This window comes from Desulfothermus sp., from assembly GCF_053993635.1.
The window spans coordinates 1-13,015 of the sequence record NZ_JBMYBT010000087.1 but is presented as its reverse complement, the minus strand read 5'-3'; the positions used below and the strand labels follow the sequence as shown (position 1 = coordinate 13,015).

The 13,015-nt window shown below is 37.0% G+C and carries 13 protein-coding genes; 1 reads left to right on the top strand and 12 read right to left on the bottom strand.

The features are described from left to right. The 12 genes from ACY2V1_RS07005 to ACY2V1_RS06950 all read right to left on the bottom strand — a co-directional run. Window positions 1-503, bottom strand: a 503-nt coding sequence (locus tag ACY2V1_RS07005) for an HDIG domain-containing metalloprotein (protein WP_461834081.1), incomplete at its 3' end; no start/stop codon positions are given. Window positions 504-799: 296 nt separating this feature from the next. Beyond that, complete coding sequence (locus ACY2V1_RS07000) at window positions 800-1,018, bottom strand: type II toxin-antitoxin system HicB family antitoxin (protein ID WP_461834080.1); 219 nt, start codon at window positions 1,016-1,018, stop codon at window positions 800-802. A gap of 94 nt (window positions 1,019-1,112) precedes the next feature. Further along, window positions 1,113-2,786, bottom strand: a complete 1,674-nt coding sequence (locus tag ACY2V1_RS06995; protein ID WP_461834079.1) for an ABC1 kinase family protein — start codon at window positions 2,784-2,786, stop codon at window positions 1,113-1,115. Window positions 2,787-2,810: 24 nt separating this feature from the next. Continuing rightward, entirely contained in the window at window positions 2,811-4,196 is a 1,386-nt protein-coding gene (locus tag ACY2V1_RS06990; RefSeq protein ID WP_461834078.1) for an alanine/glycine:cation symporter family protein, read from the bottom strand. 39 nt (window positions 4,197-4,235) lie between these two features. Further along, a complete protein-coding gene (locus ACY2V1_RS06985) occupies window positions 4,236-4,685 on the bottom strand; it encodes an Lrp/AsnC family transcriptional regulator (protein ID WP_461834077.1) in 450 nt (149 codons plus the stop codon). A 109-nt stretch (window positions 4,686-4,794) separates the two neighbouring features. Then, a complete protein-coding gene (gene ald, locus ACY2V1_RS06980; RefSeq protein ID WP_461834076.1) occupies window positions 4,795-5,922 on the bottom strand; it encodes an alanine dehydrogenase in 1,128 nt (375 codons plus the stop codon). 11 nt (window positions 5,923-5,933) lie between these two features. Continuing rightward, the gene (gene lipA, locus ACY2V1_RS06975; RefSeq protein WP_461834075.1) at window positions 5,934-6,806 is read right to left on the bottom strand and encodes a lipoyl synthase; all 873 of its coding nucleotides are present in this window, start codon (window positions 6,804-6,806) and stop codon (window positions 5,934-5,936) included. Continuing rightward, on the bottom strand, window positions 6,763-7,500 hold the full coding sequence (gene lipB / locus ACY2V1_RS06970; RefSeq protein ID WP_461834074.1) for a lipoyl(octanoyl) transferase LipB: 738 nt from the start codon (window positions 7,498-7,500) through the stop codon (window positions 6,763-6,765). Before lipB ends, lipA begins: the two co-directional genes overlap by 44 nt. 6 nt (window positions 7,501-7,506) lie before the next feature. After that, a complete protein-coding gene (gene gcvPB / locus ACY2V1_RS06965; protein WP_461834073.1) occupies window positions 7,507-8,976 on the bottom strand; it encodes an aminomethyl-transferring glycine dehydrogenase subunit GcvPB in 1,470 nt (489 codons plus the stop codon). Next, window positions 8,970-10,307 carry an aminomethyl-transferring glycine dehydrogenase subunit GcvPA gene (gene gcvPA / locus ACY2V1_RS06960; RefSeq protein ID WP_461834072.1) on the bottom strand — a complete coding sequence of 446 codons (1,338 nt, stop codon included), beginning with the start codon at window positions 10,305-10,307 and terminating at the stop codon, window positions 8,970-8,972. The genes gcvPB and gcvPA overlap by 7 nt, the downstream gene beginning before the upstream one ends. Then, a complete protein-coding gene (gcvH, locus tag ACY2V1_RS06955; protein ID WP_461834071.1) occupies window positions 10,304-10,714 on the bottom strand; it encodes a glycine cleavage system protein GcvH in 411 nt (136 codons plus the stop codon). Before gcvH ends, gcvPA begins: the two co-directional genes overlap by 4 nt. Before the next feature lie 10 nt (window positions 10,715-10,724). Further along, window positions 10,725-11,999, bottom strand: a complete 1,275-nt coding sequence (locus ACY2V1_RS06950) for an aminomethyltransferase family protein (protein ID WP_461834070.1) — start codon at window positions 11,997-11,999, stop codon at window positions 10,725-10,727. A 251-nt stretch (window positions 12,000-12,250) separates the two neighbouring features. On the opposite strand from ACY2V1_RS06950, the gene ACY2V1_RS06945 reads away from it, so the two are divergent. Then, window positions 12,251-13,015: dihydrolipoyl dehydrogenase family protein (locus tag ACY2V1_RS06945; RefSeq protein WP_461834069.1), on the top strand; the 765-nt coding region annotated here is incomplete at its 3' end.

Genomic DNA, 13,015 nt, shown 5'->3' with positions numbered 1-13,015 from the left:
TGTAAAAATTCATTTAAATCAAGGCCTATTTTTTCACATTCCTTTATCCTTTCCCTGGATACATTTGCTGCAAAGCTTTTGTCCTTCATCTTTTTTTTCACGCTTTTTACCTTCATGCCCTGCATTTTTGTAGGTCTAACCAAGGCATTTGCCCTGATTAGTCCAGTTACAGTTTCTGAGCATCTTAAGGCAAAGTCCAGTTTTGACTTGGGCTGAATACCTGTGTTTTCATAGCTATGGGCTGTTATTGCGTACAATGCATGTTCTGGAAGTTTGTCTTTTAATATTTCTTTAGTGGCAACAATGCCGTGTTTTTCAGAATGATCCTTTGTTTGTTCATAGTCAATATCGTGCAAAAGACCCACCACACCCCACATATCTTCATCTTCTGAAAGGTGTTTTGCAAGTTTTCTCATCACTGCCTCTGTTTCAAGTGAATGAAAAATCAAGGACTTTTCAAGGATGTACTCGTGTAGGATTTTTACTGCCTCTTCTCTGGTCATGACCATCACCCCTTTTTACTTATTTGTTTCAGTCTATCTGCTAGGTCCACCTGCCGCTTATGGAGCGCCAGCGAAACAGCGGTCACGTGCAGTACCTTCTTATGCTTTTGATTATGCACTTAAATTTTTAAGTATTTTTTTTGCTAATGGCTCCTTGATCTCATTATGTCTTGGTACTGCTTCAATAACTCCTGTTTTAGGATTGATTCAAAGAGAATGTGATTTACCTTCTTGTTTTAAATAGCAACCAGCAATTCTTAATTTTCGCTCTAACTCCCGCCGTTTCATCTAATGTTTCATCTAATCACTACCGTTTCGTGTATTACATCTTTTGGTAAGCTACAAAGAATATCTTGCCTGCGATCTTCTAAAATTAGTTCAATAGCTTCTCGCAAGTTATTCTTTGCCTCTTCTATTGTTTCACCTTGTCCATTGGCTCCAGGCACCTCTGGGCAGAAGGCCCAATATCCACCCTCAGGTGCTGGTTCAATAATTGCTGTAAACTTTGCTTTCATATCCCCTCCTATTTTTATTAGCATGACTATAAATTATTAATCCGTGAAAGAGCAAACAGTCAACTGATTCCTCAAATAAATCTTTAATCTTCCGTTAAAATTTCTTTTTCTTAAGGATGTCAAGGATTATCCCTCCCCCTAAGAGGGCAGAAAAGACATATCCAATTAGTCCCAATGCTGGATAGCCAAATATCAAGGGAGGGATTTTTGTGGTGATTATCATAGATGAGCCAATTATCATCGAGGCCGTTATTAGTCCAAGGGTAAGCCTATTGGTTATTCTGTCCATGGTTTTTATGAGATTATCCAATTTCTTGTGCTCAAATCCAATTGATAATTTATTTTGATCCAGCTTATCTAATAATCTATCTATTTTTTTGGGATAGTTCTTTAAAAGGGATAATGATGATAGTCCCTTTCTAAATTCTGAGTACACATTTGAAGGTGCCATCTTTGTTAATACCAATTTTTTCACATAGGGTTTTAGTTCAGATATTACGTCAACCTCTGGATAAAGTAATCTGCCTGACCCTTCACTTGTAATAAAGGCCCTGTCAAGAACAGCAATCTCTGGCCTAATTCGCATCTTATATTTGTGTAAGATATTTGTAACTTCAAGTAACATTTTTCCCATATCTATATCTTTTAGAGGAACCGAGTAGTATTCATCAATAATATCATGGACTTCAAGAGATAAGCTTATTAAATCATAAGATGGTGGTTGATAAGTTAAAAATAAAATTACATCCATGACCTGATCTATATCCTTTTTTACAACTCCTTCAACTAAATCAATAAGCTTAAATTTGATTAAGTTAGAAATTCTTCCTGTCATTCCCCAATCAAGGAGAGAAATCCTGTTGTCTTGTAGGATAAAAATATTTCCAGGATGGGGATCTGCATGGAAAAATCCATGTTCAAAGATTTGTTTGATAAAAATATCCAGCAAATGATGCGCTATTTTTTTTCTTGTATCATAATCCATTTTAGGGATAGAATTTTTAAGACTAAGACCTTCTAACTTTTCCATTACTATGATATCTTTAGTAGAGTATTCATCAAATACCTTTGGAAGATAGAATCTCTTGTCATCTTTAAAATTATAGGTGGCTATCTTTATGTTTCGAACCTCCCTTTTAAAATCAAGTTCATTTAAGATCATCTTTTTGATTTCCTGAACTATTTCTGGCAGACTATATACCTTTAAGAATTCTATTTTCCCGTGAATTACATTTGCTATATCCTCTAAAATTTTCAGGTCTGTTTTGATTATATGTTCAATATTGGGACGCTGGATTTTTATTGCCACCTTTATATTTTCTTTTTTTAAAACTGCCTCATGGACCTGTGCAATGGAACCTGCTGCTAAAGGTGTTGGATTTACATACGAAAATACCTCATCCACTTTTTTTTGAAGGGATTTTTCTAGCTGTTTAACTATTACCTCATATTCCTCACCTTCCACCATATCCTGGAGCTGGCTGAGTTCTTGAGTGAGTTGAACAGGTATAAGGTCAGTCCTAAGGCTTAGCATCTGTCCAAATTTAACAAAGGTTGGGCCTAACTCTTCTAAGACCAATCTAATCCTTTTGTAGGTATCTTTTGGTATATTGGTGGCTTTTTTTGGGGATATTTTGAAGGGATAAACACTTTGTAGCCTCGCTACAATGTCTTCAAAGCCGTATTTAGCTAAGGTGAGTGCAATTTTTTTGTATCTGTTTATTTTGGATAAATATAATATGTCCACTGTGTCGAAAATGGGGGGCATAATGAGCCCCCCTGATTTTGACTTTTATGCCTGACCAGATTTTAGTTTATCTAGGTATTCGTCCATGGTCTTTGCAGCAACACCACTTAATACTATTAGACCTATCAGGTTTGGTATTGCCATAAAACCATTTAAAACATCTGATAATGTCCACACAAAGGAGAGCTTTGCAACTGCACCAATGAATGCAGCAATTACAAATATAATTCTGTAAGGTAGATTTGTCTTTGATCCAAAGAGATATTCTGTGCACTGCTCACCATAGTAAGACCATCCAAGTATTGTGGAATATCCAAAAAGGGCAGAACCAATTGTAACAATGTAAGCACCAGCGGTTCCAAGGGTAGATTGAAATGCAGAGATGGTAAGGGCAGTGGAAGTTTCGCCACTTGTCCAAACACCTGTCATAACAATTGCAAGCGCTGTTATTGAACAGGTCACAATGGTGTCAATAAAAGTACCAACCATTCCTATTAGCCCCTGTCTTGCTGGATCTGCAGTCTTTGCTGCAGCATGGGCCAGGGAACCTGTACCAAGACCTGCTTCATTTGAGAATATTCCCCTTGCTACACCAAATTGAAGTGCCTTAGCAACTGTTGCACCTGCAAATCCACCAACTGCGGCTTGACCTGTGAATGCGCTTTTGAAGATAATTGCCAATGCGGTCCCAATATTTCCAATATTTAATAAAATAACCAAAAGTCCACCACCTATATATATAATGGCCATAAAAGGAACAAAAAACTCAGCCACCTGTCCCAATCTCTGGACTCCACCAAGTATTACTGCAGCTGTAAATACTGCTAAAATTATACCTACTATGTAATTGCTGGTAGTCACATTTTGAATATTAAAGAGCTTTGCAATGGACAATGCAACACTGTTAGATTGAACCATGCAGCCAATTCCAAAGGCAGCAATCATACCAGAAAGTGCAAAGGCAATCGCCAATATCTTACCAAGGGGTTTACCTATGAATTGTGATGCCCCATCTTCTAGATAGTAAAATGCACCGCCAATCATTGTACCATCATCAGCCTTTCTACGGTATTTTACACCTAAAAGTGCCTCTGTTGCCCTGGTAGCCATTCCAACTAGAGCAGTGATCCACATCCATAGGGCTGCACCAGGACCGCCTAAAGCTATTGCAGTGGCCACACCAGCAATGTTCCCATTACCCACTGTTGATGCCAGGGTAGTCATTAAGGCCTGAAAAGGGGTAATGTCACCTTCTCCTTTTGCCTGAGATTTAAAGGATGCACCTGTGAAGGCAAGTTTTAATGCTAAACCAAGTTTTCTAAATTGGATGCCACGGTATCTTATGGTAAGTAAGATGCCTGTAAAAAACAGGGCAATCATCATATACTTACCCCACATGAAACTGTCCAGGGCATTTAAAAATTCCATCATAACAAAGTCCTCCTTAGATCTTAGTTAGAATTTTTAAACCTACAATACATATGGAACCCTAACATTATACCCTTTGTAAATAACAAAGGTCTCAAGGGACTGGACGTCCTCTATTTTGCTGACTTCTTCAGCATAAAAATCCTTGAGACCATATTTGTCGTTAAATATGACAAAAAGCATGAGATCATACCTTCCAGTAACCACACTTACAGACACAACACCTCTAAGTTTGCTAAATTCTTCTCCTTTTTTAAACATGTCAGTGGTTTTTAATTTTACCCCTATTATTACCAACTGGTGATTAGGTATCCCCTCAATATCAACCAGGCCTTCAATAGATAGAAGGCCTGCCTTAATCATTTTTCTCACCCTTGCCCTTACCGTGTTTTCAGTGATTCCTAGTTTTTTAGCAATTTTTTTAAAGGATTTTCTACCTTCCCTTAATTCTTTTACAATTTCTAGATTAATTTGATCCACTTTAACCTTCATTTGTCCTGCAGCCTTCTTTTTTATTGTATAGCGATGTAAAGGGGACATTTATAATAAATTTCTTTTTTTTTCAACCAATTTTATAACATTTGGAACCACTGTGCGACAGTTATATTTGTTCCAGGGCATTCTCAGGAGATAAAAATACATTTTCCATATCAAAAGCCATTGCAACTGGGGCGCATGTTAGCTTTCCTTTTACCATGTTGAGTCCTTTTATTATTGCAGGGTTATCAATGCAGGCTTTTTTTACCCCTTTATTCGCAATTTCCAGTCCGTATTTTATAGTGGCATGATTTAGGGCAAATGTAGATGTCCTTGCATATGCACCAGGCATGTTTGCAACGCAGTAGTGTACCACATCATCCACTACAAATACAGGATCACTGTGAGTAGTTGGTCTGGAGGTCTCTGCACATCCACCTTGATCAATAGAAACATCTACGATTATAGACCCAGGTTTCATTATTTTTAAGTGATCCTTTGTTATTAATTTGGGTGCCTTTGCTCCTGGAATTAGAACTGCACCAATCACCATATCAGCCTTTTGTAAGGCGATTTCTAAATTATGGGCATTGCTAAACTGGGTAAAAACATTTGGTGGAAGTATATTTTCAAGGTGTTCTAAGGTGTTTACATTTATATCCAGTACTGTGACATTTGCCCCTAGCCCTGCTGCAGTTTTTGCTGCATTTGTTCCTACTGTGCCTCCACCAATAATTAGAACATTGGCAGGAAATACTCCAGGCACTCCTGTGGCCAAAATCCCTCTGCCTCCACGTGGTTTACCTAAAAAATAGGCACCCATAAGAGGAGCCATCCTTCCTGCAACCTCGCTCATTGGTTTTAAAAGGGGAAGGGATCCGTCTTGTTCCTGGACAGTCTCATATGCAATGGCTATTATTTTTTTATCAAGACATGCCTGGGTCAATTTTTTATCCGCTGCAAAGTGAAAATATGTATAAATAATTTGTGATGGCCTCATTAGGTCATATTCATCTGGCAGGGGCTCCTTTACCTTTATGATCATCTCAGCAATGTCCCATACCTCTTTTGCACTATCTAATATCTTTGCTCCAACTGTTTCGTATTCCTTATCTTCTATTCCAGAACCAATCCCGGCCCCTTTTTGGACATATACCTCATGTCCTGCTTCCACATAGGCCCTTGCAGCAGCCGGCGTTAGACCTACTCTAAATTCATTGTTTTTTATCTCTTTTGGGCAACCTATTCTCATAATACTTCTCCTTATTTTAAGTTAATAAATGCATCATAGGCATTATATGAACTCCTAACAAATACTCCTGAGATCACCTGTTTAAATCCCAGGTTTTTCCCTATTTTTTCAAGTTCCACAAATTCATCAGGATGATAGTATCTTGATACTGGAATATGTTTTTTAGTTGGCCTTAAATATTGTCCAATAGTTAAAATATCTACTCCTGCATACCTCAAATCATAAAAAGTGTCTATAAGCTCTTTTTTTGTCTCACCAAGTCCCACCATGATCCCTGATTTAGTGGGGATATTGGGGCAAAGTTCTTTTGATTTTTTTAGCAGTCCAATAGACCTCTTATAATCTGCACCTGGCCTAACCTTTTTATAAAGGCTTTTTACAGTCTCAATATTGTGGTTAAACACATCTGGAGTTTCTTCCAAGACCCTTTTTAGAGAGGAGACCTTGCCTAAAAAATCAGGCACAAGTACCTCAACTCCCACATTGGGACAATTTTGTTTAATAAGTCTTATGGCCTTGGCAAAATGTGATGCACCGCCATCTTGTAAATCGTCTCTGGTAACTGAGGTTATCACAACATAATTGAGGGACATTTTTTGTATAAATTCCAAAATCCCGTATAACTCATCGTCTCTTAACGGCTCAGGCCTTTTATGCTTAACAGAGCAAAATCTACAATCCCTTGTACAATATGGCCCCATAATCAAAAAGGTGGCAGTGCCTTTACTAAAACACTCCCACCTATTTGGGCACCTTGCCTCTTCACATACTGTATTTAAATGTTTGTTTTCTAAAAAGGACTTGGTCCTGCCAAAACAGGGAGACGAAGGAAGCTTTTTTTTAAGCCATTCTGGTTTCCTCTGATAACTTACTAAAGAACTCATAATTCATATCCTGATTTTTTAGATATTTTATTAACACACATTTTAGATTAAATACCTCTATGAATCTCTCTATTATAATATTTTTTGCCCTATCCATCTTGATCTTTATTCCCGCTATATTGGATATGCTCGTTACCTCAATATCCTTTAGTCCGCATGGATTTATCCAGGAAAATGGTGTTAGATCCAAAAGTATATTTAATGCAATACCATGAAAAGCAATGCCCTTTTTTATAGCTATCCCAATGGAACCAACTTTTCTATTATTGTACCAAACACCTCTATTTTTTTCATTTCGTGCTAAAGATACATTAAAGTAATTTGCCGTTTGTATCATTATATCTTCTAACAAATACACGAATTCCTTTACTGCGATCCTTGGAGATTTCAGATTAAATATTGGATAAATAATTAGCTGTCCAGGACCATGATATGTAATATCTCCTCCCCGTTCTATGTGGTATAATCCTACATTCTGATCCTGCAAAAACTTGTCATGCACAAGTAGATTTTCTCTATTTCCATTTTTCCCTATGGTAAATATTGGTTTATGCTCAAGTATTAGTAGGACATCTTCTTTTAAAGACCCACTAATTTTTTTTGATACTATATCCCTCTGTATATCTAAAATATATTCATATTCTACAGGTTCTTTAAAAAGATAAATTATACATTCTCTATTTTTTTGCTTCATAGTATATTAATAACCTTTTAAAAAGGGCTTTCTTGCTGCCAAAACTTCATCCAGCCTCTTTACCTTTGTATTTTGTGGCGCATTTTTTAGAAGTTCTGGATCTTTTTCTGCTTCTTTCACAATTTCCTTTATTGCCCATATAAATCTGTCCAAGTTTTCTTTAGACTCTGTCTCTGTGGGCTCTATCATTATTGCGCCATGTACAACCAATGGGAAATATATAGTTGGAGGATGAAATCCATAATCAATGAGCCTCTTTGCAAGATCAAGGGTTGTTACTTTGTATTTTGCTAGATTTTTGTCTGTAAATACACACTCATGCATACATGGTCTATCATAAGGCAAATAAAGAGTATCTTTTAGGTTTTCTTTTATGTAATTTGCATTTAATACAGCAAGCTCACTAGCTCTTTTAAGCATATTTCCCATTGATAAGATATAACAATAGGCCTTCACCATAACAGAGAAATTTCCAAAAAAAGAATGGACCCTTCCAATACTATTTGGATGGTTATAAGACAGATAGTATTTTCCGTCTTTTTCTAAAATTCTAGGAACTGGCAAAAATTCAACCAGGTCTTGTCTTACGCATACAGGTCCAGAACCAGGTCCTCCACCTCCATGGGGAGCAGAAAAGGTCTTATGCAGGTTCAAATGTAGCACATCAATTCCAGCTTTTTTTAGGTCCACAATACCCATAATTGCATTTAAGTTTGCACCATCACAATAAATTAGCCCACCCCTTTTATGTACAATATCTGCTATTTCCCTTATGTTTTCTTCAAAAAGACCTAAGGTATTTGGGTTAGTGACCATAATTCCAGCAGTATCTTCATCCATATATTTGTCGATCTCTTCAACTGATAGGATTCCCTTTTCATTTGACTTGATCTTTACTGGCTCATAACCGCAGATTGCTGAAGAGGCTGGATTTGTTCCGTGGGCAGTATCTGGGATGAGCATCTTTTTTTTGGGCTTACCATTCTTTTTGTGGTATGCATAGATTATTCTAATACCTGTATATTCCCCATGGGCCCCAGCTGCAGGCTGCAAGGTAACTCCATCTAATCCAGTAATTTCTTTAAGCAACTGCTCTAAATTATACATGAGTTTTAATGGACCTTGCACCATATCTTCAGGAAAAAGCGGATGGACCTTGGAAAATTCATCCATTGATGCAATTTGTTCATTGATCTTAGGGTTGTATTTCATTGTGCAGGATCCAAGGGGATATGTGCCTGTGTCCACACCAAAATTCCAGGAAGATAGTCGCGTATAGTGTCTTGCCACCTCTACTTCGCTTAAATTTGGTAGATTCAGCTCATCCCTGACAATCTCCTTTGGTAAATCATCTTTTTGTTCAACATCTAGAGGTGGAAGGGAATAACCTATTTTTCCTTTTTTCCCTGTCTCCCATAAAAGGCCTTCCTCCATTATAAGCCCAGTTGTGCCCTGGGCCTTAAATTCCTTTAGCATGATGAAACCTCCCTGATTAAGGTATCCAGATCTTGTTTTTTCTTGGTTTCAGTTACAGTTATTAAGTATGGATCATTTAATTCAGGATAAAATTTTTTTATGCTCAAACCCAAGATTATGTCTTTTTGTTTTAGTTTGTTAAATATCTCATCTCCCTTTCCTTTGAAATCCACCACAAATTCATTAAATGTAGTTGAGTTAAATACTGGACTAAATCCTGCCCCACTTAGGCCCTTTTTTAGATATTCTGTCTTGTGGTAACATTGTGAGGCCACTTCCTTTATTCCAGCTTCACCCATAACTGCGAGATACATTGCAGCGGTAAGGGCACATAGTCCTTGATTTGAACATATATTAGAAGTTGCCTTCTCACGCCTTATGTGCTGTTCTCTAGTAGATAAGGTCAAAACAAAACCCCTTTTTCCATCCCTATCTTTTGTCATACCAACAAGCCTGCCTGGCAAATTTCGCACATATTTCATTTTAGATGTGAATATTCCAAGAGATGGGCCACCAAATGCTTGAGATAGGCCAAGGGATTGTCCCTCACCACAACAAATATCTGCACCAAATTCTCCAGGGGGTCTAAATAACCCATAGCAAAGAGGCTCAGTAAAAGAGCAGATAAATAGGGCATCTAGCTCCTTTGCCCTTTTTGAGATGAGTTTTAAGTCTTCAATGCACCCAAAGAAATTTGGGGATTGAACTGCTATTGCACATAGGTTTTCAACATTATCTAGTTTTGAGAGATCTGTTTTTCCGTCCTTGTTAAAGCCAAGTTCTATGACTTCCAAATCCCTTGTCTCAAAATAGGTCTTTAATACATCCCTATAATTGGGATGGATTGTCTTTGATATGGCTACTACATTTTTGTTTCTTTTTATTCTAATGGCCATAAATATGGCTTCAGCTAGGGCAGTTGCTCCATCATACATTGAGGCATTGGATACTTCCATTGACAACAGATTGCATATTAGTGTCTGGTATTCAAATATTGCCTGAAGGGTGCCCTGACTTATCTCAGGCTGATACGGGGTGTAAGCTGTAAAAAATTCTGATCGTTGAAGGAGAAAAGGTATTATAGATGGAATATAGTGCTCATAGTTGCCAGCACCAATAAATGATTTTACCTGCTTTGTGGTCTTTGTATCTTTTACAAGCTCTTCAATATGTGAGAAAAGCTCAAGCTCACTAAGAGGCCCAGGTAGGCTTAACTCTTTGTCCCTTTTGCAATTTTCTGGGATGGTGGCAAAAAGGTCCTTAATATCCTTTGCAGAGCAAAGGCTTAACATTTCTTTTATCTCTTCCTGGGTATGTGGTAAATACCTCATTTTTCTTCTTCTCCTTTTAAAAGTTCAAGATATTCTTTGTTGTCCATAAGTTCATCTAGCTCTGATACATTCTTTGGCTCTACAAGTACAAACCATCCTTTTTCATAGGGAGAGGAGTTCACCAATTCTGGATTTTCCGAAAGGTCGTTATTTACCTCAACTATTTTTCCAGATACTGGCATATACACCTCAGATACAGCCTTAACAGATTCAACAGTGGCGAATTGTTCTTCTTTATTAAATTCAGACCCAACTTCTGGAAGCTCTACAAATACTATGTCGCCCAACTGATCCTGGGCAAAGTCCGTTATCCCGACCCTTACCCTGTCTCCTTCTACCTTTGCCCACTCATGTTCTTTTGTGTATTTTAAGTCCTCTGGAATGATAAGTTCTTGAATTTCCTTCATTTGACACCTCCTATAAAAAGTTTTTTATATTTTTCCTTGCAGTCCTATCTGGCCTAATATCGTCTACTATTTTTACTGGCAGTTTGCGTTTTTTGTCCTGCAAATACACCCATGTACCTAAAGGTAGTTGTTTATCTACTTTCACAAATCCACAACAAAGCCCTCTTGGCTTAAAATCCTTTGGTTTGTTTTCTGAAGCAATAGAGACCACCTTACCATCTACAAGAGATATCCCCATATCAGTACAACAAGTAAGGACTTCACCAATATCCTCACCATGTTCAGTGATTACCCTGGGATGGTCTTCTATATTGACTTTTCTTAAATCCTTTCCAACAAACGGGTATGTATATTCAGAGTAGCTATTTAGGAGCTCTTGTAATGCACGTTTTCCAATAAAATCTTTTGTAAAGGATTTTTTGTATTCCTTCCATGGAAGACAAAAATCCCATGGATTATTTAAAAATGGCCAGTTACCAATGTCCTGATGGGAAAGTGGGAGTTTTGCCCCAGCCCTAAGTGAATCCCTTGCTGCAAGACCACATGGGGTGATATTAAAATCCTTTCCCTTTTCAAAGAGAAGATCCCAGATCTCTTGTGTATCTTCCATCTTACAATATATTTCAAAACCAATTTCTCCAGTGTATCCAGATCTAGATAAGAGGATATTTTTGCCATTTATTAGTTGAACAGTCCCAACATTTGATCCCAAATCTTGATCCAAGGGCTCGAAAAATCCCTTAAAAGTAAAATAGGGAAAAAGGGAAAATATTTTATCTGGCTCTTTTAAACTGGAATATAAGATCTTGGGAGAATTTGGGCCCTGGATATCTATTTTCCCAAGTTTGTCTGTCAAATCTTCTATTTCAACTTCAAATCCTTCTTGATTCTTTTTTAAATGATCAGAGATTGTACCTCCCATGCTGGCATTCACCACCACAAAAAATAGCTGGTCATGGATCTTATACACAATAGAATCATCTATTACATGGGCGTTTTCTGATAAAAACACACCATAAACCAAATAGCTCTCTAGCAGAGGACCATTTTTTATGCACTTATCCAAATCTCTAGAAAAGCAATGATTTAAAAGTCTTTTAGAATCAGGTCCTTTTACTATTATTCCAGCCATATGAGAGGTATCAAATATTCCACAGGAAGTTAGTACAGACAAGTGCTCTTCTTTGGCCGAGCCATACCAAAGTGGCATCTCGTATCCACCAAAAATAGCAAATGTGGCCTTGTTTTGCTTGTGCCAATTAAATAAAGGTGTATACTTTTTCATAATCACAGACTCCATCTTGGTTTTAAATTTACCATAAAAAAACAGTGTTCTATTTTTAGAAGAGTTTTTCATACACCTTTGATATTGTCAAGTAGGAATTTAGTTTTTTTTCAAAAAAAATAGAAAAAAATTTACATTTACTAAAAAAAAAGATATATTTTTACAAAAAAGTAATATTTAATAAATTCACTTAGTTAAGTGTCGACAATATTTTTTTGTTAAAAAAATAAAAAAAATAGGAGGGATTTTTTATGAAAAGAGTAATCGTAATAGGTGCTGGTCCAGGTGGATATGTGGCAGCTATTAGGGCAGCTCAGATGGGGGCATCGGTGTTGTTAGTTGAAAAGGATAAAGTGGGTGGTACATGCTTAAATTATGGGTGTATTCCAACAAAGGCCATTATCAGTTCAGTGGAGCTATTTAATAAGATAAAGAAGTCTAAAGAATTTGGTATTGAGGTAAAAGAAGTATCTGTTTCCATGGAAAAAATAGTTGAGAGAAAAGAAAAAATTGTAACTATTTTAAGGAGGGGAGTAGAGGCCCTTATAAAAAAGAACAAGATTGAGCTTGTAAAAGGCAGGGGAAAAGTGACTGGAAAAGATTCTATTTTAGTTGAAACAAGAGAGGGACAAAAAACCTTTGACGGTGAGAAAATTATTCTCGCCCTTGGGAGTGGTCCTAGACCCCTTAAAGGAGTAGATTTTGATGGTAAGCACATTTTATCAAGTGATGATCTTTTAGAATTAAAAGAAGTACCAGAATCAATGGCAATTATAGGTGGTGGGGTAATTGGCTGCGAATTTGCGTATATTTTGGCATCATTAGGTTGTAGAGTACATATTATTGAGGCCTTAGACAGACTGCTGCCAGTTCCAGGTATTGACCGTTATATCTCTTCTTCTCTTTTAAGAGAGATGAAAAAACGAAAGATTTCAGTGAGTTTAAATTCCTTAGTTGAAACAATAACCATGCAGGATAATGGAAAGTTAAACATAGCATATGTAGATAAAAATAAA

What these genes read in the sequence shown, in the direction of transcription:
- ACY2V1_RS06990 (WP_461834078.1), bottom strand. Translation starts at nt 4,196, where the DNA reads ATGATGGAATTTTTAAATGCCCTGGACAGTTTCATGTGGGGTAAGTAT.
- gcvPA (WP_461834072.1), bottom strand. Translation starts at nt 10,307, where the DNA reads ATGAGGTATTTACCACATACCCAGGAAGAGATAAAAGAAATGTTAAGC.
- gcvH (WP_461834071.1), bottom strand. Translation starts at nt 10,714, where the DNA reads ATGAAGGAAATTCAAGAACTTATCATTCCAGAGGACTTAAAATACACA.
- ACY2V1_RS07000 (WP_461834080.1), bottom strand. Translation starts at nt 1,018, where the DNA reads ATGAAAGCAAAGTTTACAGCAATTATTGAACCAGCACCTGAGGGTGGA.
- ACY2V1_RS06985 (WP_461834077.1), bottom strand. Translation starts at nt 4,685, where the DNA reads ATGAAGGTTAAAGTGGATCAAATTAATCTAGAAATTGTAAAAGAATTA.
- lipB (WP_461834074.1), bottom strand. Translation starts at nt 7,500, where the DNA reads ATGAAGCAAAAAAATAGAGAATGTATAATTTATCTTTTTAAAGAACCT.
- ald (WP_461834076.1), bottom strand. Translation starts at nt 5,922, where the DNA reads ATGAGAATAGGTTGCCCAAAAGAGATAAAAAACAATGAATTTAGAGTA.
- lipA (WP_461834075.1), bottom strand. Translation starts at nt 6,806, where the DNA reads ATGAGTTCTTTAGTAAGTTATCAGAGGAAACCAGAATGGCTTAAAAAA.
- gcvPB (WP_461834073.1), bottom strand. Translation starts at nt 8,976, where the DNA reads ATGCTAAAGGAATTTAAGGCCCAGGGCACAACTGGGCTTATAATGGAG.
- ACY2V1_RS06950 (WP_461834070.1), bottom strand. Translation starts at nt 11,999, where the DNA reads ATGAAAAAGTATACACCTTTATTTAATTGGCACAAGCAAAACAAGGCC.
- ACY2V1_RS06995 (WP_461834079.1), bottom strand. Translation starts at nt 2,786, where the DNA reads ATGCCCCCCATTTTCGACACAGTGGACATATTATATTTATCCAAAATA.